The 22,036-nt window shown below is 47.7% G+C and carries 22 protein-coding genes and 2 pseudogenes; 23 read left to right on the top strand and 1 reads right to left on the bottom strand.

Features of this window, described 5'->3' with window-relative positions:
* The first annotated feature begins 43 nt into the window (after window positions 1-43).
* From C3B52_RS06270 to C3B52_RS06245, 7 genes and pseudogenes are all read left to right on the top strand, one after another.
* Entirely contained in the window at window positions 44-469 is a 426-nt protein-coding gene (locus tag C3B52_RS06270; RefSeq protein ID WP_103105227.1) for a DUF2487 family protein, read from the top strand.
* Between the two features lie 222 nt (window positions 470-691).
* Window positions 692-1,210, top strand: coding sequence for a ubiquinol-cytochrome c reductase iron-sulfur subunit (locus tag C3B52_RS06265; RefSeq protein ID WP_103105226.1), 519 nt, complete (start codon window positions 692-694; stop codon window positions 1,208-1,210).
* Window position 1,211: 1 nt separating this feature from the next.
* The gene (qcrB, locus tag C3B52_RS06260; RefSeq protein ID WP_049740092.1) at window positions 1,212-1,883 is read left to right on the top strand and encodes a menaquinol-cytochrome c reductase cytochrome b subunit; all 672 of its coding nucleotides are present in this window, start codon (window positions 1,212-1,214) and stop codon (window positions 1,881-1,883) included.
* Between the two features lie 29 nt (window positions 1,884-1,912).
* Window positions 1,913-2,380: pseudogene (locus C3B52_RS38395) on the top strand (menaquinol-cytochrome c reductase cytochrome b/c subunit); the annotation flags it as partial.
* Window positions 2,369-2,704: pseudogene (locus C3B52_RS38390) on the top strand (c-type cytochrome); the annotation flags it as partial. The pseudogenes C3B52_RS38395 and C3B52_RS38390, both read left to right, overlap by 12 nt.
* Window positions 2,705-2,777: 73 nt before the next feature.
* Window positions 2,778-3,377: a DUF1405 domain-containing protein gene (locus C3B52_RS06250; protein ID WP_103105224.1), complete on the top strand. Its 600-nt coding sequence runs from the start codon at window positions 2,778-2,780 to the stop codon at window positions 3,375-3,377.
* A gap of 48 nt (window positions 3,378-3,425) precedes the next feature.
* A complete protein-coding gene (locus tag C3B52_RS06245) occupies window positions 3,426-4,241 on the top strand; it encodes a sporulation protein YpjB (RefSeq protein WP_103105223.1) in 816 nt (271 codons plus the stop codon).
* 70 nt (window positions 4,242-4,311) lie between these two features.
* Here C3B52_RS06245 and C3B52_RS06240 read toward each other — a convergent pair whose 3' ends face one another.
* On the bottom strand, window positions 4,312-5,169 hold the full coding sequence (locus C3B52_RS06240) for a YitT family protein (protein WP_103105222.1): 858 nt from the start codon (window positions 5,167-5,169) through the stop codon (window positions 4,312-4,314).
* A gap of 221 nt (window positions 5,170-5,390) precedes the next feature.
* Between C3B52_RS06240 and C3B52_RS06235 the strand changes: the two genes are divergently transcribed.
* The 16 genes from C3B52_RS06235 (at window position 5,391) to C3B52_RS06160 (ending at window position 22,031) form a co-directional block, all read left to right on the top strand.
* Window positions 5,391-5,735 carry a nucleotide pyrophosphohydrolase gene (locus C3B52_RS06235; RefSeq protein WP_103105221.1) on the top strand — a complete coding sequence of 115 codons (345 nt, stop codon included), beginning with the start codon at window positions 5,391-5,393 and terminating at the stop codon, window positions 5,733-5,735.
* Window positions 5,732-6,484: a 4-hydroxy-tetrahydrodipicolinate reductase gene (dapB, locus tag C3B52_RS06230; protein ID WP_103105220.1), complete on the top strand. Its 753-nt coding sequence runs from the start codon at window positions 5,732-5,734 to the stop codon at window positions 6,482-6,484. The genes C3B52_RS06235 and dapB overlap by 4 nt, the downstream gene beginning before the upstream one ends.
* Window positions 6,485-6,532: 48 nt before the next feature.
* On the top strand, window positions 6,533-6,943 hold the full coding sequence (locus tag C3B52_RS06225; protein ID WP_103105219.1) for a methylglyoxal synthase: 411 nt from the start codon (window positions 6,533-6,535) through the stop codon (window positions 6,941-6,943).
* Window positions 6,940-7,635 (top strand): bacillithiol biosynthesis deacetylase BshB1, encoded by a 696-nt coding sequence (gene bshB1, locus C3B52_RS06220; RefSeq protein ID WP_103105218.1) that lies wholly within the window; start codon window positions 6,940-6,942, stop codon window positions 7,633-7,635. Before C3B52_RS06225 ends, bshB1 begins: the two co-directional genes overlap by 4 nt.
* 19 nt (window positions 7,636-7,654) lie before the next feature.
* Entirely contained in the window at window positions 7,655-8,770 is a 1,116-nt protein-coding gene (bshA, locus tag C3B52_RS06215) for an N-acetyl-alpha-D-glucosaminyl L-malate synthase BshA (RefSeq protein ID WP_103105217.1), read from the top strand.
* 117 nt (window positions 8,771-8,887) lie between these two features.
* Window positions 8,888-10,111, top strand: coding sequence for a CCA tRNA nucleotidyltransferase (locus C3B52_RS06210; protein WP_103105216.1), 1,224 nt, complete (start codon window positions 8,888-8,890; stop codon window positions 10,109-10,111).
* Entirely contained in the window at window positions 10,101-11,084 is a 984-nt protein-coding gene (locus C3B52_RS06205) for a biotin--[acetyl-CoA-carboxylase] ligase (RefSeq protein WP_103105215.1), read from the top strand. The genes C3B52_RS06210 and C3B52_RS06205 overlap by 11 nt, the downstream gene beginning before the upstream one ends.
* A 259-nt stretch (window positions 11,085-11,343) precedes the next feature.
* Complete coding sequence (gene panB, locus C3B52_RS06200) at window positions 11,344-12,207, top strand: 3-methyl-2-oxobutanoate hydroxymethyltransferase (RefSeq protein ID WP_103105214.1); 864 nt, start codon at window positions 11,344-11,346, stop codon at window positions 12,205-12,207.
* Window positions 12,204-13,067 carry a pantoate--beta-alanine ligase gene (gene panC / locus C3B52_RS06195; RefSeq protein WP_103105213.1) on the top strand — a complete coding sequence of 288 codons (864 nt, stop codon included), beginning with the start codon at window positions 12,204-12,206 and terminating at the stop codon, window positions 13,065-13,067. The genes panB and panC overlap by 4 nt, the downstream gene beginning before the upstream one ends.
* A gap of 41 nt (window positions 13,068-13,108) precedes the next feature.
* Window positions 13,109-13,492, top strand: a complete 384-nt coding sequence (panD, locus tag C3B52_RS06190; protein ID WP_103105212.1) for an aspartate 1-decarboxylase — start codon at window positions 13,109-13,111, stop codon at window positions 13,490-13,492.
* Between the two features lie 83 nt (window positions 13,493-13,575).
* Window positions 13,576-15,060, top strand: a complete 1,485-nt coding sequence (locus C3B52_RS06185) for a tetratricopeptide repeat protein (protein WP_103105211.1) — start codon at window positions 13,576-13,578, stop codon at window positions 15,058-15,060.
* Window positions 15,061-15,150: 90 nt separating this feature from the next.
* Window positions 15,151-18,060 (top strand): ATP-dependent DNA helicase DinG, encoded by a 2,910-nt coding sequence (gene dinG, locus C3B52_RS06180; protein ID WP_103105210.1) that lies wholly within the window; start codon window positions 15,151-15,153, stop codon window positions 18,058-18,060.
* A 41-nt stretch (window positions 18,061-18,101) separates the two neighbouring features.
* Complete coding sequence (locus C3B52_RS06175) at window positions 18,102-18,995, top strand: ComEC/Rec2 family competence protein (protein ID WP_103105209.1); 894 nt, start codon at window positions 18,102-18,104, stop codon at window positions 18,993-18,995.
* A gap of 16 nt (window positions 18,996-19,011) precedes the next feature.
* Window positions 19,012-19,635 carry a redox-sensing transcriptional repressor Rex gene (locus tag C3B52_RS06170; RefSeq protein WP_103105208.1) on the top strand — a complete coding sequence of 208 codons (624 nt, stop codon included), beginning with the start codon at window positions 19,012-19,014 and terminating at the stop codon, window positions 19,633-19,635.
* 16 nt (window positions 19,636-19,651) lie between these two features.
* The gene (locus C3B52_RS06165; RefSeq protein ID WP_103105207.1) at window positions 19,652-20,956 is read left to right on the top strand and encodes an amidohydrolase; all 1,305 of its coding nucleotides are present in this window, start codon (window positions 19,652-19,654) and stop codon (window positions 20,954-20,956) included.
* Window positions 20,957-21,335: 379 nt separating this feature from the next.
* A complete protein-coding gene (locus C3B52_RS06160) occupies window positions 21,336-22,031 on the top strand; it encodes a hypothetical protein (protein ID WP_103105206.1) in 696 nt (231 codons plus the stop codon).
* The last annotated feature ends 5 nt before the right edge of the window (window positions 22,032-22,036 follow it).

Below are 22,036 nucleotides of genomic sequence, written 5' to 3'. Positions count from 1 at the left end.
TACGCTAGTTTCCAGAATCTACAGGTGAAGAGGAGACGACCCTATGCAGTGGAATATGAACGAATTCGAAAACTGGGAGGAGTTGCGGACCTTTGTGGATACCGCACTGCTCCCTCTTTATTTGTATCGCCCTGGCTTCTCCGTCGAAGAGCATGTCCTGCGAATGAACTATTTATTGAATGTAGCTGCAGCGATTGAGCAACGATTAAAAGGGAGAGTATTGCTTTTTCCCATAAGCTATCAGTTTGCGGAAGAACAGCTGGCGCAGACGATCCCCGAATCGTTTGGCTACCATGTATTGTTGCACTTTAGAGGGGATCGTATCCGGCTTGCGGAGGGAATTGATTCAGGTGTTCTGATGCTGCCGGTAGGGGATGAGGATCTCGATTCTTCTCTGCGCTTTGAGGTGACTGTCGATGTTTTATATAAGGAAGTCATTCGACTTTGGCAACAAAAACGGGATCAATAGAGAAAGCGTTTTCTGGTAATACTATAAAAAATCAGCAGGTACAAGTTGCTATTTTTGACAAAATGGCAACAATCACATCACTATAAGGGATTGGACGAAGACATGTCTACTGGACATTCTTGACAACTAATTAGGCGTTAGCTATGATTGGGATTGACCTAGTGTATGTGTGTGAAAACGCCATCGTTGCGCTATTTTTCAGGATAAGGAGGGAAAAAAGAGATGGGAGACAAACGCGAAATTTCCAGACGTACTTTTTTAAACTACGCACTGATGGGAACTGGCGGGTTCCTAGCTGCGGGAATGATCACTCCAATGATTCGATTCGCGGTTGACCCACTTCTGCAGGGACATGCAGGTGGGGATCAAGTAGCTGTTGGCAGTCCGGACGAGTTTAGTGCCGAGCCAAAGCGCGTTGAATTCAAGGTCCATACCAAGGACGGTTGGTATGAATCCGAATCCACGTTGTCTGCATGGGTTACCAAAAATGACAAGGGTGAGATTCTCGCTCTGTCCCCGATCTGTAAGCATTTAGGGTGTACAGTTGACTGGAATACCAGTCCAGAGCATCCAAATGAATATTTCTGTCCGTGTCACTTGGGCCGTTACTCGATTAACGGTGAACACATCTTGGGAACGCCACCAACAGCATCCCTCGATGAGTACGAGACAGAAGTAAAAGACGGAAAATTGTATTTGGGTAAAGTAAAAGCAAATCCTCGTCCGGGGGTGAACGGCTAAAATGTTGCAAAAAATGTATGACTGGGTCGATGAGCGCTTAAACATCACTCCGATGTGGCGTGACTTGGCCGACCACGAAGTACCTGAGCACGTGAACCCGGCACATCATTTTTCTGCTTTCGTTTACTGCTTTGGTGGACTAACGTTCTTTATTACCGTTATTCAAATCCTGTCTGGGATGTTCTTGACGATGTACTACGTTCCAGACATCATCAACGCTTATGAATCCGTAAAATACCTGCAAAACGAAGTAGCCTTCGGGGTAATCGTTCGCGGTATGCATCACTGGGGCGCGAGCTTGGTCATCGTTATGATGTTCCTACATACGTTACGTGTTTTCTTTACAGGTGCATACAAAAAGCCTCGCGAGTTGAACTGGGTAGTCGGCATGTTGATTTTCTTCGTCATGCTGGGTCTTGGTTTCACAGGATACCTGCTGCCGTGGGATAACACCGCTTACTTTGCGACCAAGGTAGGTCTGGAGATCGCAAACTCCGTACCACTCATTGGTCCATATGTAAAAATGCTGCTTACTGGTGGAGATATCGTAGGGGCGCAAACCCTGTCTCGCTTCTTCGCGATTCACGTGTTCTTCCTCCCAGGTGCACTTCTTGGACTGTTGGGAGCTCACTTTGTGATGATCCGTTCGCAAGGTATCTCGGGTCCACTATAATCGGTCTTCGATAAAAAGGAGGAAATAGCATGGCAAAACTAGATAAAGATGCTACCTTCGTCGGAGATTCCCGAGTATCGGCGAAGCGTATCCCTAACATTTCTCCATCCTACTCCGACTTCCCAGGGAAAAATGAGCCATTCTGGCCGAACTTCCTGTTGAAAGAGTGGATGGTGGCAGCTGTTTGCTTGGTCGGATTCCTCATTTTGACGGTTTCTCATCCGTCACCATTGACTGACAAAGCAAACCCGAACGATACATCCTTCGTTCCGTTGCCTGACTGGTACTTCCTGTTCCTGTACCAAATGCTGAAATATCCTTGGGCTGCTGGTGATTGGGTAGTCCTTGGTACGATTATTATTCCTGGTATTGCTTTCGGTGGTTTGATGCTTGCTCCTTGGTTGGATACGAGCAAAGACCGTCGTCCAAGCAAACGTCCTGTAGCAACTGGCTTGATGCTGACTGCTCTTGTAGGCGTTTTCTATCTGACTTGGGCAGCAGACCATGAGCATTCCGCGAACCACTCCGCAAACAAAGGTGGCGGAGCAGCAGGTGGCGGAGGCTCCAGTGCAGCAGCTCCTGCACCGGCTGACACCAGCTTTACAGCAGATGCTCTGTGGAAAGCTCAGACAAGCTGCATGGGATGCCACGGAAAAAACATGGAGGGTGGCATGGGTCCTAACCTCCAAAAAATCGGCGCACAATTAGACGCAACTCAGATTGCTGATGTCATCAAAAATGGTAAAGGTGCAATGCCTGCCGGTATGATCAAAGATGATGCAGAAATCGCAAAGCTGGCTGAATACATGGCGAGCTTGAAATAAGCTAGTGAAGAAAAAGCTGACGAATGGTCAGCTTTTTCTTTAGCGGCGTACACAGCGGGAGACGATAATCATGATCTGGATATGGGAGTGGTTTAGGCATTCATTGGGGAAAAGATGGTTTCTTTGGACACTGCTTGTTGTAAACCTGTTAGGAACCATATACGGATTCATCTGGTATGGCGACCAATTGGCTTCAACACCAGTGTTCTTGCGTCCTTTCGTCCCGGACAGCCCGACAGGTAGCGGACTTTTTACTTTGGTACTCCTTACCTATTTGTTGGGTCGCCACATTCCTGTACTGGAAGCCCTGGCTGGCATCACCAATTTTAAGTACGGTGTCTGGGCAGTCTGCATTATTTTGGCTGGCTGGATGATGGGTAATGAAGTGCGCTCTACGGACGTAATGTTGATTATCTCTCATACAGGAATGGCTGTAGAATCAGTCCTGTATGCACGCTTTTACAAGCTGAGTATTTTGCCGGTAGGGATCGCCGCTCTATGGACGCTCAACAATGACTTTTTAGATTATGTCATGAAAATCCACCCGTGGCTGCCGAGTGTACTTGACCCTTACGACGGGTTTGTAGGTCTGTTTACGGTGCTATTAAGTTTGATTTCCATATCCGTCATCTGGTTAGTGAATATGAAGTATACGACAAACAAGGTCTAATCTTGTCCTCCTTTCCATACGCTGTAAAAGGGAAGGAGGTTTTTTGCGTTGAAGAAAAACATCCGATTTTTGCTGTTTTTCCTAATCATTGGTCTATTTTTATCGTGGCCGATTCACAACCTTTATTCCAAGCTGGATCAACCAATAGAGGAGAAACAACTGGCTGCGCTGGATCAAATTGCACATGAGCTATTATCTTATGCGAAGAAGGGTGATTTGGAGGGCGCACAGCAAAGGATCATGGAGCTTGCGGATCGATTCCCGAATCAGCATTTGCCAGTACCGATTCGAATTGAAAGTTTAAATGCAGTCACGCAGTCCATTTTAGCCGCCAAAAAAAGCTTTGCTTCAACAAACGTGAGCGAACAGCAGCTTCTCTGGCATGCAACGCAGGTCCGTGTAGCCATTGACGCGCTTACGCATATGAATCAGCCGATGTGGCGTAGCTACTATCCTTCCCTCGCAAACCAAGTGCAAAATTTGCAGCAATCGGCAGTAGAAAGGAATTTCTTCCAATTCCGAGAGCAGTTTGATGAAAACTATCGTCTTTTTTTAGCGATTAAGCCAGCGATGAGCATTCAGTTGCCGGAAGAACAGATGTCCTCTCTGGCGAATGCTTATGATGTGATTTACAAAGAGATGAGAAATACAAAAATGGACTGGCAAGTCGTACGAGAGGCCTTGCGCGATTTGAACGGCTCCATGCAATTGGCTTTTGTGGGGGCAGAGGAGAGTACGTTTGCCAGATTAATGATGCGCCCTGATTCTCCGATGGTTATGCTGCTTTCTGTTGCCATTGCGTTGTTAATTGCCCTGTCATACGCTGCGTGGAAAAAATACGATGGAGAGATACGATCCGCGTAACAAAAACGTGGGTATGAAAAAACCTTGCCGCTTGTATTGGGCAAGGTTTTTTTGTATCGTGATGCCGGAATTATTGATGTATCGGCTTTTTATTTTCGTCCAGCGTGAAGCCTTCTCCCAATACTTCGTGGACATCGTTCACGATGACAAAGGCGTGTGGATCAATTTCCTGAACGATATTTTTGAAGCGCATAACCTCATTTCGACTCACGACGACATAAATGACTTTTTTCTCTTCACCAGAATAAGCCCCTTTTCCTGCGAGAAGGGTAACTCCGCGGCCTAGATCGAGAATCTGTGCGGAAATGCTTTCTGCATGATTGGAAATGATCGTCAAGGCTTTACCTGCATAAGCCCCATCCTGCAAGAAGTCGATAACACGTGCGGCAATAAAGACAACAACGAGTGTGTACATGGCACTTTCCAAATTGAGATAAACCAGGGATGCGCCAATTACGAGAATATCACCTAGAAACAGTGTACGCCCCATACTTACACCCATGTACTTTTGCAGCAGGCGGGCGATGATGTCGACGCCTCCGGTAGTGCCTCCATAACGGAATATAATTCCTAAGCCAACACCAACAGCGACACCGGCATACAATGAGGCAAGCAGGCGGTCCTGCATCGGAAGCGGAAGTACACCATCAAAGACGGAGAGGAATACCGAAAGCGAAACGGTCCCTAGAATCGTGTAAAAAAAAGCAGTTCGTCCAAGAATTTTCCAACCTAGAAAAAATAATGGTATGTTCAGTGCGAAAAAGACGACACCTTGATCCACAGCAGGAAACAACAGTTTTATCAAAATACTGATTCCTGTAATTCCACCTTCCGCCAAATGGTTGGGGATGTTGAACGCATTGATGCCAAATCCCATAATGGCAGAACCGATAATGATGGCGATGATGCTTTTCATACGATGATTCATAATGTCCTCCTGTTCGCCGATCGAAGCCAATTCTGACCCGACCGACATGAGATGCAGGTAAATAAAAAAGCACAAAAAAGGCCCAACGAATGCCATTATATAGGAACAAATCTTGAATTGTCCATATGTTGGAAGGCTCAGTACTTCAGATTTGGCAAACGAAGCCTTTTCGGGTACGATAAGTGAAAGAGAGAAGTAAGTGAAGGAAAAGGAGTGACCCGATGGAACGGCAAAAGACCATCCAGGAAATGCAGCAGGAAGTAGATCAGTACATATCTCAATTTAAAGAAGGCTATTTTTCACCGCTTGCTATGCTCGCCAGAATGACAGAAGAAGTAGGGGAGCTGGCCAGAGAAATTAACCATTTTTATGGTGAAAAACCAAAGAAAAAGGACGAGGGCGAAAAGACAGTTGAGGAGGAGCTGGGAGATGTGCTCTTCATCGTGATTTGCTTTGCAAATTCCCTCGGAATTGATTTGCAGGAAGCCTTTGATCGTATTATGCACAAATTTAATACACGCGATAAAGATCGCTGGACGAGAATAGAGGAGAACGAATCACAATGAGCAAACAAATTCGTGTAGCGGTTGCGGGTGCAAATGGTCGAATGGGCCAGGAAGTCGTAAAGATGCTAGGTACAGATACTGAGCTTGTTTTTACGGGGAATTTGGATACCCGTGTAGAAGATGCAGCAGTTATCGCCCAACTAGATGAAATGAAGCCGGATGTACTCGTTGATTTTACAACACCACACAGCGTATTTCGTCATATGGAGCTATGCTTAGCGCATGGCGTTCGACCTGTTGTAGGAACGACCGGATTGACACCAGAGCAATTGCAAGAACTGACTGATCGCTATAAAGAAGCGGGTTTGGGCGGGATTATTGCCCCGAATTTTGCTATCGGTGCCATCCTCTGCATGAAATTTTCGGCGATGGCTGCAAAATACATGCCGCATGTTGAAATTATCGAGCTGCATCATGATCGCAAGCTGGATGCGCCAAGTGGAACCGCGTTGAAGACAGCTGAGATGATTGCTGCTGTTCGAGAAGAATTGAAGCAGGGTCACCCTGAAGAAGTGGAAACGATCCCTGGTGCACGTGGTGCGGATTATGAAGGCTTCCGTATTCACAGTGTTCGTCTGCCAGGTATGGTCGCTCACCAGGAAGTGCTTTTCGGTGCCACTGGTCAAACACTGTCGATCAGACATGATTCAATTAACCGTGAATCCTTTATGCCAGGGGTAAATATGGCGATTAAAGCTGTGATGAATATGAACGGACTGATCTACGGACTGGAGCATTTGATTGATTAAACGTTTGTTTAAATGTGTTCTCTAGTGAAAAACAGGGGAGAGGTTTGCGTGAAAATTGCATTGATAGCCCACGATCGAATGAAGGAAGAGATTGTACAACTGGCAATGGCATACGAAAACATCTTGTCACAGCACGACTTGTTTGCAACAGGTACAACTGGATCACGAATCATGGCAGCTACTTCACTTCAACTCACCCGTTTTCTGTCTGGTCCTCTTGGAGGGGATCAACAGATCGGAGCGATGATTGCACGCAATGAAATGGATTTAATTATTTTCCTGCGTGATCCGCTTACTTCCCAACCGCATGAACCGGACATTATTGCGCTGATTCGTCTATGTGATGTCCACAAAATTCCGGTTGCGACAAATTTAGGCTCGGCCGAAATTATGCTGAAGGCTTTGGCGCGTGGAGAGCTGGACTGGCGTGAAGTGGTACATAAGGAGAATGAAGCATGAGTTCACTCGATATTCTGGCGATCGGAGCCCATCCTGATGATGTGGAGATCGGGGCTGCGGGCACCTTGTTATTAGCATCGAAAAAGGGGCAAAAAGTAGCGATATTGGATTTGACCTATGCCGAGCTGTCTTCAAACGGGGACGTTGAGCGGAGGCAGCAGGAGGCAGCAGCCGCAGACAAACTGATAGGCGTTACTGAACGCTTTAATTTTGGACTGCCAGATCGGGGACTGGAGCAGGTGCGAGAGCAGGCGATCAGCCGTGTTGTTGACCTCATTCGTCAAACACGTCCACGCATTGTTTTGGCTCCTTATTTTTCTGATCGTCATCCTGATCATGAGAGTGTCAGCCGGATTGTTCGCGAAGCTGTTTTTAACGCAGGCATCCGGAAATATCAGTCGGAGTCTGCAGCAAAAGCGTACCGACCTTCGCAATTACTTTATTATTTTATTAATTCTACGGTGACTCCACAAATTGTTGTAGATGTTACCGCTATTTACCCGGAAAAAATGGAGGTGCTTCGCTGTTACCGCAGCCAGTTTGAACTGGAAGAGGGCAGCGTGCAGACACCACTTACCAACGGCTATTTAGATATGGTGGAATATCGTGAACGCTTATTTGGTCAGCAGGCGGGTGTAGCCCTGGCAGAAGGCTTTGTAAGTGCCGCACCATATGTATTGACCAGCCTGTAAGAAGGAGTGACACCCAGATATGAACATCGGTATTACTTGTTATCCCTCATTAGGAGGCTCCGGCGTTGTGGCAACTGAACTGGGTAAATTATTGGCAGAACGGGGCCACCAGGTGCATTTTATTACTGGAGGCATGCCGTTTCGCTTGGGTGCCTTCCACCCAAATATTTTTTACCATGAAGTTGAAGTGAACAACTACGATGTGTTTAAATATCCGCCCTATGATCTAACCTTGGCAAACCGGATGGCACAAGTTGCTAAAAACGAAAAACTGGATTTATTGCATGTACATTATGCAGTACCACATGCTTTATGCGCTTTTTTGGCAAAGCAGATGGTAGGTGACCATCTCAAAATCGTTACGACTCTCCATGGCACGGACATCACGGTATTGGGATATGATTCGAATTTAAGTGATATGATCCGATTTGGGATCGAGCGAAGCGACATGGTTACAGCTGTCTCCAATGATTTGATCCAGCAAACAAACGAGCTACTGCATGTGGAAAAAGAGATTGTCCCTATCTACAATTTCGTGGACAAACGTCGCTATTATCCAAAAGAGGTCAGTAAGCTGAAGAAAAAGTTTGCTCCAAACGGTGAGAAGATTCTCATGCATATCTCCAACTTCCGTCCTGTGAAAAGAGTACCGGATGTCATTGATATTTTTTCAAAGGTCAAGGAGGAAGTACCAGCCAGACTGATTCTGATCGGAGAAGGCCCGGAAATGGGAGCGGTAAGAAAGATGATTGCCGAGCGTGGATTAACGGATGATGTTTGTTTTCTTGGCAAACAGGAGGACGTGGCCGAAGTTCTCTCCTTGGCGGATCTCATGCTACTGCCGTCAGAGAAAGAAAGCTTCGGCCTCGTCGCCTTGGAAGCAATGGCGTGTGGAGTGCCTGTCGTGGCAACAGTAGCTGGTGGGTTGCCAGAGGTAGTACTGGACGGTGTGTGCGGATACTTGAGACCGATCGGTGATGTAGAAGGCATGGCCTCGGCAGCGATCCAATTGCTGAAAAATAACGAGCTTTATCAAACGTTTTCCAAGAACAGTATCGAGCGTTCTTGCACGACGTTTTGTCATGAACGAATTGCTTCCCAGTACGAAGCACTTTATGAGCAGATGCTAGGTTAATGCCCCTTTACGATTTGTAGGGCTTTGGATATAAAGATGAACAATCCGTATAAAAATCTCAAGCGAATCGCCTCCTAATTTTTCGGTTGCGGACGGCGTCGGAAGGAGGGAGCAGGATTGGTTGTCGAATTGGCAAATCGTGTGCTGGAAACCTTGGAAAAGAACGGATTCGAAGCATTTTTCGTTGGTGGATGTGTCCGCGACTGGCTCTTGAACAGACCTGTGCACGATATAGATATATGTACGAATGCCCATCCTGGCGACGTGATGCGTCTATTCCCCGACCATGTTCCTACCGGGCTCAAGCATGGCACGGTTTCTGTGAAAATGGAGAAGCATCTATTTGAGGTAACGACCTATCGGACAGAGGGAAAGTACGAGGATTATCGCAGACCTGTGGACGTTCAGTTTGTGTCGGAATTGCGCATTGACCTGGAGCGGCGCGATTTTACCATCAATGCGATGGCGATGGACCGAAATCGAATCCTGCAGGACCCATTTGACGGAAGTGCAGATTTGTCGTCCAGACTTATACGCGCGGTTGGCAATGCGTCTGAGCGCTTTCAAGAGGATGCCTTGCGCCTTTTACGCGGGGTTCGCTTTGCCGCACAGCTTGGTTTTTCGATTGAGGCCCAGACGCTTTTTGCGATGAAGGAAACAGCCCCACTGTTATCTCATATTGCAGTTGAGCGAGTACGAGAAGAGCTGAACAAAATCATAAACAGTACAGGGGTCGAGCTCGGCTGTCAGCTGCTCTGCGATACCAGACTGCTTGCTTTCTCGCCGCCTTTAGAGGATATGTTTAGCCGAGCAGGTGACCAGGCATGGAGACTTAGTCAACTGATAACCAGCGCGCAAAAATGGTCATTGCTGATGTATGCGGCAGAATACACCCATGCAGAAGCCAAAGAAGTGTGCACTTACTTGCGCATGTCCAATCGGGAAACAGAGATGATCGTCGGTTTTGTGAGATTGCTTGGTCAACTATCCGTAGAGTGGGATTGTCCTGGGGACGTAGACTGGGGTCAGTTACTTTTGGCAGAAGGCTGGGATGTGTGTCAAGAGCTGGAAGTATTGCTAGAGGCATGCTGGTCAAAGCATGGAGCTGTTCACTCTGCACAGTCGCTCGCGAACGTTTATGAGCAAATGCCTGTGAAAAAAGTGAAAGATCTGGCTGTATCAGGCTTGGACTTGCAAATCGCTTTGCAAAAGAAGCCTGGGGAGTGGATTATGCGATTACTAAACGTTCTCTTAGTTAAAGCAGCTTTACATGGATTGCCCAATACGCCGGAAGCCTTGATCGAGTTTGCAAAGAAAGAGGTTGCAGATAATGAATATTAAACAGGTGATACTGCAAGCGTTCCGCGATCATCCGGGAGCTTTTATTTCCGGAGAGGAATTAAGCCAGACTTGTGGCTGCTCGCGAACTGCCGTGTGGAAGCACATCGAAGAGCTGCGCAAGGATGGGTACGAGGTGGAAGCAGTCCGCAAGTCGGGATATCGACTGATCGTGGCTCCAGATCGACTGTCGGCGGCGGAAATTATGGCGGGACTCCAAACAAAACGAATCGGACAAAACGTTTTTGCTCACGATGAGGTCATCTCAACGCAGCCACTCGCACACGAGGCAGCTGTCAAGGGTGCTCCTGAAGGAACGCTTGTTCTGGCTGAACAGCAGACCGGGGGAAAAGGGAGACTGGGACGACCATGGCACTCTCCCAAAGGAACCGGGATATGGATGAGCCTGATTGTGCGTCCTGCAATTCCACTTCCCAAAACGCCTCAAATGACGCTTTTAACAGCTGTATCGATGGCCAGAACCATTCGCGAAGCGACAGGGGTCCCTGTAAAAATTAAATGGCCGAATGACATCTTTTGCGGAGATAAAAAGCTATGCGGAATTTTGACAGAATTAAACGCAGAAGCAGATCGCGTAAACTACCTCGTCATCGGGATTGGACTAAATGCAAATAGCGTGGATTCTGATTTCCCAACAGAACTATTGCCAATCGCCACTTCACTACGCATCGAATCGGGCGAGGAAGTAAAACGAGCAGACTTTATCCAGCATTTTTGCCGCAATTTTGAAGAGGAATACGACCACTTTTTGCAGCATGGCTTCCAGCGGGTAAAGCAAGAGTGGGAAAAGCGCTCATATTCGATCGGACGATGGGTAACTGTCCAAACCATCTCGCAATCATTTGAGGGACGAGCAGTCGGCTTAGATGATGAAGGCGTGCTTATGGTCGAGGATCGATCAGGGAATATTCACAAAGTGTACTCGGCTGACGTCAATTATCGTGCAAATGAATGAATCTTTTGTTATACTCCAGTTGGAGACCGTATCACATTCCTGAACGGTACTCTTGGAGTATTTTTTTCAGTTCTGGTGTATAGCTAATTCAATAGGTGTATGGACAAAAATCTGCTCAGAGCCTATGTGGACCGAGACAGAAGGATTCCGTAAAGACGCAAGATGTCTCTTTGGCATGGACAACCTTCTCCCGATTCGGCGAGAAGGTTTTATTTTTCCATACGATCCACAGGCTAGGTGCGTACGGGGAGAAATGAAAATGGCTAACGCAATGAAACAGGTAACAACTGCAGACATCCGCAAGAAAAAAGAGACTGGCACACCGATCACGATGATGACTGCTTATGATTATCCTTCGGCAAAACTGGTAGACGAAGCGGGAGTGGACATGATTCTGGTCGGAGATTCGCTTGGTATGGTTGTGCTTGGGTATGACTCGACACTTCCAGTCACGATGGAAGACATGATCCATCATACAAAAGCGGTGACGAGAGGGGCAAAACGGGCATTTGTCGTAGCAGACCTGCCTTTTTTGAGCTATCATGGCACGCTCGCCGAGGCTGTCAAAAATGCGGGACGATTGATGCAGGAAGGATTGGCCAAGGCTGTGAAAATGGAAGGTGGCAGCGAGCTCGCTCCGATCATCACGCGTTGTGTTCAGGCTGGAATACCGGTTGTCGCTCATATTGGACTCACACCACAAGCAGTTCATCAGCTTGGTGGATACAAGGTGCAAGGAAGAAGCATAGAAGCAGCGCAAAAAATGCTTGAGGAAGCACTGGTGCTGGAGGAAGCAGGCGCATTTGCGATCGTGCTGGAATGTGTACCTGAAGAAGTAACAGCGATGATCGCTTCCAAACTGGAGATTGCTGTCATTGGTATCGGCGCTGGTGCGCAATGTGATGGACAAGTCCTCGTATTCCACGATTTAGTCGGGTATGCTTCTCAGCTGGCACCCAAATTCGTCAAGCGTTATGCCGAGGTAGGAGATACAATTCGCGACGCCGTTGCTGCCTACGTTAAAGAAGTAGAAGCCAGGAGCTTCCCGGCTGCCGAGCATGTATTTCACGCATCGGAGGACACGATTAAACAGCTGTACGGGGAAGGTGTGGGTCAAAAATGATTAAAACGATGGAACAAATAACTACTATTGCCGAAATGCGCATTCATATAAAGGAAGCAAAACGTCAAGGAAAACGAATTGGGATCGTACCAACGATGGGATTTTTGCACGAGGGCCACATCAGTTTGGTCAAGGCAGCAAGAGAGATGTGCGACTTGGTCGTGATGAGTATTTTCGTAAATCCGTTGCAGTTTGGTCCAAACGAGGATTTTGAGCGGTATCCAAGAAATATCGAGCGGGACTCGGAGCTGGCAAGCGCAGCCGGAGTGGATTTATTGTTTACTCCAGATGTGAGCGAAATGTATCCACGTCCGATATTGACCAATGTTTCTGTTGCCAATGTCACGGCACCTTTGTGCGGCGCTTCCCGTCCCGGTCATTTTGATGGTGTAGCGACGGTTGTCACCAAATTATTTCAGATCGTTCAGCCTGATTATGCTTTCTTCGGACAAAAAGACGCCCAACAGGTAGCGGTCATTACCCAGATGGTAGCGGATTTGTCTATGCCGATCCAGATTGTGCCTTGTCCGATTATTCGCGAGGCGGACGGTCTTGCTATGAGCTCCCGCAATGTATACTTGTCACCGGAAGAGAGACAACAAGCACTTGTGTTGTCAGCGAGCTTGAAGCAAGCAAATGAGTGGTTGGATGAAGGCGTCGCATTGGGCGAGATTAAAGAACGTGTCGTACAAAAAATAAATGAAATGCCGCTAGCAAAAATTGACTACGTAGAAGTTTTGGGCTTCCCTGATTTGGAGCCAATCGAAAAAGAGGTAGCAGGACAAGGCATAATCATTGCACTGGCTGTCTATTTTGGGAAAACGCGCCTGATCGATAATCTGATTACGCAAAGCCGGTAAGAAGTGAAGTCAACCATGAGAACCAAGGGGAGGAATTACCTGTGCTGCGCACAATGATGACAGCAAAAATCCATCGCGCTACCGTGACGGAAGCAAATCTCAATTATGTCGGAAGCATTACGATCGACAAGAATCTTTTGGATGCATTGGATATTTTGCCAAACGAAAAGGTCCAAATCGTAAACAATAACAATGGTGCACGTCTCGAAACCTACGTTATCGAAGGAGCACCAGGCAGTGGCGTCATCTGCCTGAATGGAGCAGCTGCCCGCCTGGTACAGGAGGGGGACATCGTCATCATCATAGCGTATGCGCTGATGTCTGATGAAGAAGCTCGTACGTACAAGCCTCGGGTTGCCATTATGGATGAGAAGAATCAAATTAAAGAACTGATCGCAGAAGAAATACACGCGACCATTTTGTAAATCCCAATTAGATGCTTTTGCATAGAGCCACCTGCCTTGTGAGACAATGAGAGTACTCACGCCTCATAGGGGGTGGCTTTTGCGTGAAAATAGAAGATTGGTTCCAAACACTACGCCGAAAGGCTGAGATCATTGAAGAAAAGTGGTCAGATGCCTCCGAACAGGAACGGCATCAAATGGCAGATCAGCTGTTTCATTTGCGCCAAGTCAGCGATACGGTCGTAGATCTTTGGCTGCAATTTGAAGAACGCTTGTCCAATGCAATTCGTACCATCAAACAATATGAGGGGCAATTGCCCGAGCAGCAAAAAGACAAGTCAGAAATGAAAGCAGACGCATCTGAGGAAGCTGTTTCCTCCGCAAAGGGAACTGCGCAAAAACAGCAACTAGCCACTAAAGGTGCGACTGAAAAGACAAAGAGCGATTTGAATGGGTATGAGCCGTTGTTTCGCAAGGGCGAGGGCTTCTATCATCTGAGAATGTATCAAGACGCAAAGAAATGCTTTTCAGAGCTCGTAGGCGAGTCACCCGATTGGGAAGTCGGTCGCTTGTACTATGGGTACAGTTTATTGTTTTGCGAGGAGCCTGAGAATGCCTTTCGGGAGTTTCGCCTTTTGAGCAAATCAGCCAGCTCTCCCGCCGTAATAGCAATCAGCTACAATGCCATGGGGTGTATTCTGGCAGAAGAAGAACAATGGCTCGAAGCTACGCAAGCCTTCAAGGCATCTCTTGAAATCAAAGAGGATCAATTCGAGGCCAAGTATAATTTGGCGCTCTGCTTTCTAATGGATGGCGATGCGCAAGAAGCATTGGATGAAATTGAAGCGTATTTCGTGAAGAATGAGCATGATTGGGAAGCGCAAATGCTCTGGTTGCGTGCTGCACAACTGCTTCAAACAATGGATGAGGATGTCGAACTTGTCCCACCCGAGTCGCTGCGCCTTCCTACGCGTGATTTGGATAGCGATACCCTGCAGGAAATGGCGTCCTTATACGAATCGGTAGGAAATTATCATCGCGCACAGGTATGTTATCACTTTTTAGCGGAGCGCTTGCCCAAAGAAGGATGGACGTGGCACGGCTTAGCATGGAACACCTGGTTGATTGCAGGAACCAAGCGAGCTTTGACACTCGTGAAAAAAGCCATCAGCTTATCTCCGACTAATGACGATTTTACGTTTAGCTATGGGTGGATGCTGTTGTTTGACGGGAAGCTGGAGGAAGCAGTCCAGGTGTTTCGCAGCATTCTTGAAAAAGACAAGGACAATCGCTTGGGGCAGTCAGGAATGATATCGGCATACGAAAAAATGGGTGATCTGCAGGAGGCAAAAAGACTTGCCAAGCAGTTCACTCTGGATGAACAATCATACATCCGCTCTCTGGGCTACTTCCATCTGGGGCGACTCGCAATCTTAGAAGAAAACTGGCGTTTGGCGGAGCAGTATTTTCAGCGGACACTTCCACATAGTAATCAGTTCCGTGAGATCCCGATCTATCTGCAATTATGTGCCATTAAATTAGGCGAGCAGGGGGAAGAGGAATCTGCCAATCCGCTTTTGCAGTCTTAAATGTATGACGGGAGCAGGAAAAACCCTTTCACTGACGAATGTGAAAGGGTGCGGATAACAGTATCCGCCAGGTTACGAGGTGACAGACGTTTGAAACGATTACTGGTAGTAGATTTCGAAACAACGGGTAGCCATCCGCGTCAGGGAGATAGCATCATTCAAATCGGAGCGGTAGCGATTGATGATGGTCAGATTACAGACAGCTTCTCCACTATGATTAACCCCGGACAGGCTATCCCGCCATTCATTACGCAATTAACAGGGATTACAGACGAGATGGTAGCGGACGCACCTTCATTGGAGGAAGTGTTTCCCCGCTTCTTGCGCATGTTAGATGGCCGCACCTTTGTTGCACACAATGCCAGCTTTGATCTCCAATTTTTGCAAGAAGCCCTGCTAAGTCAGGGCTATTACGCGTTTGACGGCTATGTATTGGATACAGTTGAGCTGTCACGCATTCTTTTGCCGATGCAAAACAGCTATCGGCTGGGAGAATTGGCTTCCGACTTGGAGATCGAGCATGATAACCCACATCAGGCGGATAGTGACGCGATGGCAACAGCGCAGCTCTATCTGCATTTGTTAGATATTTTGGAGCATATGCCATTGGTTACGATTCAACGTTTGCAAATGCTTGTAACATCCTTTCGCTCAGACATCGAAGTGCTTTTACGCCAAATGGAGATGGAAAAACTGGCTTCGTTGCCTGAGCTGGACGAATCTGCTAACCTAAACGAAAATGCAGAGTCTGACATGTGGGATATTTACCGCCAGTTGGCCCTGAAAAAGCGTCCAGATAAGCTTACGGCTTCCTTTCAGCGCCCTGATTTTGCTTTTGTGGAGCAAAAAGCTTTCGTGGATCGACTGGATGAGGTAATCGGTGATCAGGGGAGTATGCAAACTCATGTACCAGGCTACCAACGTAGAGATGCTCAGGAAGCCATGATGCACGCAGTATTTGAAGCGATGCAGGAGGGCTCGCATCTATTGGTGGAGGCAGGTACTGGCACGGGCAAATCGCTTGCATATTTGCTACCGGGGATCATTTGGGCAAAAGACAATCAGCAGCAGCTGATCATCAGTACAAATACCATACAATTGCAGGAACAGCTTCTTCATAAAGAAATAGCCACTTTGCAGCAGTCTTTACCGTTTTCGTTCTCCGCTTCTACGTTAAAAGGACGCGGGAACTACCTCTGTCTGCGCAAGCTGGAGCAGGCATTGGACGAGCCAGTAGAGGGAAGCAGCCAGGAGCTTCGTCTTGTTAAAGGCCAAATGCTGACATGGTTGACGCAAACGAGCACTGGCGATGTAGAGGAGCTTAGTATGCCCCCTACAGGCCAATTATTTTGGCAGCAGGTGAAAAGTGATACCGGCTCTTGTCTCAATCGAGCATGCCCTTGGTTTAGTCGTTGCTACTACTTCCAGGCAAAGGAACGCTCGCGCGATGCAGATGTACTCATCGTCAACCATGCACTTCTCATAAGCGACCTGCAAGCAGAAAACCGGATACTGCCACCTTACGAGGTTGCTGTCATCGACGAGGCCCATCATTTGGAGGAAGCAGCAACCCAGCATTTGGGCAAGCAATTTACGACGACCCAGCTTCTCTTTTTGCTGGATCGGGCTTCTTTAGACGATGGAGGTGTTGTGCCACGCTATGCGGAGGAATTGCAGAGCTGGCTCCCGTCTATAAGTGATGTGGTAACAGAACAAATGTCAGACTTGAAAAAGCTGTTACCAACGCTTCGCGATAAAGCACAGCAGTGGACGCAGCATTTGTACGCATGGGCATCTGATCGAGCAGAGGAAACAACGGATGCAGGGCGAGAAACGGTTCGCTATCGCATTGAATCTTTTTCGGGCAAGCATGAAAAAATTCGCAAGATCACCAAAAAACTGATTGACGCCATGAGTTCTTTTGCCAGTCATCTGGACGGACTCCTTCGGGCAGTTCCGACAGACGAGAAGCCGACTTTTGCTGTTCGCAGCTTGCGCACGGATTTACAGGGTCTGGTTAACGAATGGCAAAAAGTGATGGAGCACCTGCATTTCTTTTTGCAGGAGCATGATCCAGAGTACGTGTACTGGATGGAGGTCGAGTCCCGCGTAGCTCGCAAACAGGTGCATCTGTCTGCGGCGCTTTTGAAGGTGGCTGATTCACTCGCTCAACCATTATTTGCACAAAAGCACAGTTTGATTCTGACCTCTGCCACATTGACCGTTAAAAACAGCTTTTCCTATGTCAAAAGTCGTTTTGGCCTAGACCAACTGCCAGAGGAACGCGTGAGAACGCTCGCTTTGCCATCTCCATTTGCGTACGAAGAGCAGGGGCTTTTGCTCATACCCGCTGACTTTCCAGCTCCCGGCAAGGAGAATGACCAGTCCTACCTAGAGGCAATCATTCAGGGCTGTCTGGATGTTGTGATTGCGACAAAGGGGAGGACGCTCATCCTGTTTACGTCCCACTCCATGCTGCGGATCGTGTACCAGGCGCTTAAAGAAAGACTGGCAGACGCACCAGAAGCTTACACGCTGTTTGGTCACGGCATTGACAGCAACAACCGCAGCAAGCTCGTTCGTCTCTTCCAGAGCTTGGATCGAAGTGTACTCTTAGGGACGAGCAGCTTTTGGGAGGGGGTGGACATTCCAGGTGAATCTCTCAGCAGCCTGGTGATTGTTCGCCTGCCGTTTACTCCACCTAATCATCCGGTTTATCAAGGACGTGCTGACCTGTTGAAGGCAGAGGGGAAAAACGCATTTATGTCCATGGCACTGCCACAAGCAGTCATATTGTTCAAGCAAGGAGTGGGTCGATTGATTCGTCATCATCTGGACCGCGGAGTCGTAGTCGTTTTTGATACGCGTGTCGTGGAATCCCGGTATGGCCGATCGTTCCTGCAATCATTGCCGCCGTATCAGATCGAGAGTGGGCCGTGGCCGATGCTTCGTGAGCGGATAGAACCATTCCTTAGTATGCAATCCCTGCCAGATTCATAAAATGAAGCAATAGTCTAGCAGAGATTTAGGTGATAAAATAAATGTTATGGAAAAAAGAGTGGCGCTGGTTGCTCGTTTTTGGAGTAATACTTCTAGCTGGTTGTTCGATTGACAGCCATTTGCAGGAAGCGGTAAAAGTAGAGGACCCTTATGAAAGTGAAAACGAACAGGATTTTTCTGGCCTCGTGATCTCCTATTGGGCACTGCCGCATGGCGAGAGCACATTAGTGCGCTTACCTTACGGCAAAACCATGCTAATCGATACCGGAACTGCCGAGGATTGGCCTGTTTTGTCGGAGTATTTGGCAGAGCAAAAGCTGACGCGGTTGGATTACTTGGTGCTGACGAATGATCAGCCGGAGCATGTAGGGGGATACTCGCTTTTATCCAAGCAAATTTTGGTGGAGAACGTCATTTTACCCAAACTGGTGAAAGAAACGATTCAGCGCGTAACACCCTTTCGTTCAGACGTAAGGCAGCTGGCAGTAGAAGCGGGGCAGATGGTTACCCTCGATAAAGAGGTATCCATGAACGTATTGCTTCCAGATGAACCATTGTTTTTATCACCCCAAAACAATTCACTCGTTTTCCGACTTGTGCACGGCAATCTGCGTTTTTTGTTTACCAGTGGCGTAAATGAAAAGGCGGAGGAACGCTTGCTTGAGCGATATGCAGGCCAGCTCAAGGCGGAAGTGCTCAAGGTCGGAGACGAGGGTAGCAGCCAAGGAACCTCTCAGCCTTTTCTTACAGCAGTCGATCCGCAGGTTGCCATCATTCAAACTGGGAAACCGCGCGATAAAATGAAGGAAGGGCAAACGGAGGTTCTTGAGCGTTTGGGGGAATCATGGGCAGAAACTTACATTACAAGTGATGCAGGAACAATCACGATTTTATCAAATGGGAAAGATTACCGTATTTTGAAGCAAAAGAAATAAGGGGGGAAGACCGAACGTGGCGAAACACGAAAAGATTTCGGAAGCGGTCGTCCGCCGCCTGCCGATTTATCTGCGTTACCTCAGTTATTTACAGCAAGTCGAGGTGACAACCGTTTCTTCCCAGCAGATGGGCAGGAATCTCGATGTAAATCCCGCCCAAATCCGAAAAGACCTGGCTGCATTTGGTGATTTCGGGAAAAAAGGTATTGGCTATGATGTAAATTACTTGGTGGAGAAGATCCGGCAAATTTTGAAATTGACTGATGAAATCAGAGTTGCTCTCGTAGGGGCCGGAAATTTAGGACACGCCATCAGCAACTATAACGCTTATTTGAAAGATAACATGCGGATTGCGGCTATTTTTGACAGCAATCCCAAAAAGGTAGGGAATGAGCTTGCTGGTCTATCCATTCAGCCGTTGGATGAGCTGGCAGAAACCATTGCTGCAAAGCAAATCAAGCTGGCGATTATTACTGTTCCGGCGCCAGCTGCGCAATCCGTATGTGATCTGTTGACTCAAGCGGGGATCAAAGGCATCCTGAATTTTGCACCAACGACGATCCGAGCACCAAAGGATGTAAGAATCCATTACGCAGATGTGACTTCCAATCTGCAAAGCTTGGCCTATTATTTAACGTAGAGAACGGAGTGTACTCATGAAAAAAACGATCCTCATTCATGCAACTGTCATCACAGCAAATGACCAAAACGAAGTCATCCATGATGGTGCTGTAGCTTTTGAAGGCAACAAGATTACTTATGTAGGACCGACTCCAGAAGATCTGTCTGACGCCGGCTACGATGAAGTCATCGACCAAAAAGGAGACTTCATCCTGCCAGGTCTGATTAATACACACGGACACGCAGGTATGTCCTTGCTACGCGGCTATGCGGATGATCTCCCGTTGCAGCAATGGCTGGAAGACAAAATGTGGCCATTGGAAGCTCAATTTACTGGCAACTCCGTTAAATGGGGTACACAGCTGTCTCTGATTGAGATGATTCGCACAGGTACTACTACCTTCGTCGATATGTACGATCATATGGACGAGGTGGCAAAGGCCGTAGAAGCATCCGGTATGCGTGCGCGTCTGTGCCGCGGTATGATTGGTCTTTGCTCAGAAGAAGAGCGTCAAACCAAGCTGAAGGATGCTACGTTGTTTGCGAAGGAATGGCATAACCAGGCAGATGGTCGTATTACCGTGATGATGGCACCCCATGCGCCGTACACCTGCTCTCCAGAATTCATCACCCAAATCATCGAAAAGGCAGATGAGCTGTCCCTGCCTCTCCACATTCATATGTCAGAAACGGCGTGGGAAGTGGGACAAAATGAAAAAGATTACGGCCTGCGACCAGTTGCTCATCTGGAAAAGCTGGGCATGTTCGCACGTCCGACCCTGGTTGCGCACGCAGTACATTTGACGGATGAAGAGATCGACATCTTGGCAAAATATAACGTGAAGGTTTCCCATAACGTTGTCAGCAATCTGAAGCTGGCAAGCGGGGTAGCTCCTGTACCAAAAATGCTGGCAAAGGGCGTAAGTGTTTCCTTGGGAACCGACAGCTCTGCAAGCAATAACAACCTCAATTTGTTTGAAGAATTGAAGCTGGCTGCGATTCTGCATAAAGGCGTGAACAACGATCCGGTAGCAGTGCCTGCCGAAGAAGCCTTGCGCATGGCTACCCGTTATGGTGCAGATGGCGTGTTCCAGGCTGATACACTCGGCTCGCTTGAAGTGGGCAAGCAGGCAGACATCATCGTTCTCGATAGTCACCAAGCCCATTTCCACCCTGCTCATGAACCAATTTCACATGTGGTGTACGCTGCCAATGGACGAGATGTAAAAGATACGATTGTAGCAGGTAAGTTTCTCATGCGTAACCATAAGCTGTTGACGATTGATGAAGAACGTGCCATTTACGAAGCAAATCGCGTATTCCAATCGTTGAAACGGTAAAAAGGCTCCTGTCAGGTGTGGACAGGAGTAAAAGAAGTAAAGGTGTAGGTAGGGGAAATTGGGTATTACTCGGGTCGTTCGCTCATTTTCGCCATAGCTCTGTCAGGGAATGATGGCGAAAATGTAGTGTGGGTGTGTGCGACAATCGACGTAGTGGTGAGGACAAACCTGCCCATGAGACGCGGTATTCCTGTAACAGAAACCCTAGTATGTCAGGAGAGGGGGTTTGTTGCGACCATTTCACGCGCTCACCTCCTCGGGGTGTATAGGTAGTATGACCGACCGCCACCATGCTATGATTAGCAAGTTTTCCGTGCCGTTCTAAAACCTTCCCGTATAGCATAGGCTAAAGACAAAAATGGGACAGGGGGAACGGTATGTGTATATAAGGCCCAAACAGATGTGGTGGCTCATTCCTATTTTTATTGGGCTATTCCTCATCGGGATTACACTCGGGGCGGTCGGCAACAAAATGGGGACAGATAAAACAGCATCGTCTGATCAGGCAATAGATGGAGATCGCAATCCTGTGGCATTGTCTGAGCTCTTGGATCAATTGACACAAGATGAGGAGCGTTCTTTCATTGTTTATATGCAGGACAGTGCTTTAAATGGACGATATCAGCATGAACGGTTTGAGCTGAATGGAGAAGTTAGTGGACACAAATTTGAGATGTCACGCGATGCGCAGCAGCGAATCGCTATTCAAATTGATGGACAGATTCAAAATGATGCATCACTGCCGTATGCTCTTTTCACGCCGTATGAGCATGCAGCCTTGATTAAAGGGGTATTGCAATCGGTGAAGGCAAAAAGCATTCAAGACCCAGGTGGGCAAGGCTTGCATGGATATCGTTTGTCTGTACCTGCACATGAGGTGACCTCTCTGCTGTCGATGTGGCTTGGACCGTCTTTCCCCATGAACGATTTGCCGGCAGATGTAGCGAAAGGAATTGGCGTTGATTATCAGCTCTGGTATGATTCTGAATCCAAGCAAATTCGGCAGCTGGAGCTTGAACTGAGCATGCAGACGGCAACGGGAGTAAAGCAGCAACAGCTCCGTTTCCGATTATAAGGTCA

Source organism: Brevibacillus reuszeri, assembly GCF_002897295.1.
In the GTDB taxonomy this organism is placed as follows: Bacteria; Bacillota; Bacilli; order Brevibacillales; family Brevibacillaceae; genus Brevibacillus; species Brevibacillus reuszeri_A.
This window is presented reverse-complemented; position numbering and strand designations above follow the sequence as displayed.

Coding starts and splice junctions, on each gene's coding strand:
- C3B52_RS06270 (WP_103105227.1), top strand. CDS start 44: ATGCAGTGGAATATGAACGAATTCGAAAACTGGGAGGAGTTGCGGACC.
- C3B52_RS06265 (WP_103105226.1), top strand. CDS start 692: ATGGGAGACAAACGCGAAATTTCCAGACGTACTTTTTTAAACTACGCA.
- qcrB (WP_049740092.1), top strand. CDS start 1,212: ATGTTGCAAAAAATGTATGACTGGGTCGATGAGCGCTTAAACATCACT.
- C3B52_RS06250 (WP_103105224.1), top strand. CDS start 2,778: ATGATCTGGATATGGGAGTGGTTTAGGCATTCATTGGGGAAAAGATGG.
- C3B52_RS06240 (WP_103105222.1), bottom strand. CDS start 5,169: ATGAATCATCGTATGAAAAGCATCATCGCCATCATTATCGGTTCTGCC.
- C3B52_RS06235 (WP_103105221.1), top strand. CDS start 5,391: ATGGAACGGCAAAAGACCATCCAGGAAATGCAGCAGGAAGTAGATCAG.
- dapB (WP_103105220.1), top strand. CDS start 5,732: ATGAGCAAACAAATTCGTGTAGCGGTTGCGGGTGCAAATGGTCGAATG.
- bshB1 (WP_103105218.1), top strand. CDS start 6,940: ATGAGTTCACTCGATATTCTGGCGATCGGAGCCCATCCTGATGATGTG.
- bshA (WP_103105217.1), top strand. CDS start 7,655: ATGAACATCGGTATTACTTGTTATCCCTCATTAGGAGGCTCCGGCGTT.
- C3B52_RS06205 (WP_103105215.1), top strand. CDS start 10,101: ATGAATATTAAACAGGTGATACTGCAAGCGTTCCGCGATCATCCGGGA.
- panB (WP_103105214.1), top strand. CDS start 11,344: ATGGCTAACGCAATGAAACAGGTAACAACTGCAGACATCCGCAAGAAA.
- panC (WP_103105213.1), top strand. CDS start 12,204: ATGATTAAAACGATGGAACAAATAACTACTATTGCCGAAATGCGCATT.
- C3B52_RS06175 (WP_103105209.1), top strand. CDS start 18,102: ATGTTATGGAAAAAAGAGTGGCGCTGGTTGCTCGTTTTTGGAGTAATA.
- C3B52_RS06165 (WP_103105207.1), top strand. CDS start 19,652: ATGAAAAAAACGATCCTCATTCATGCAACTGTCATCACAGCAAATGAC.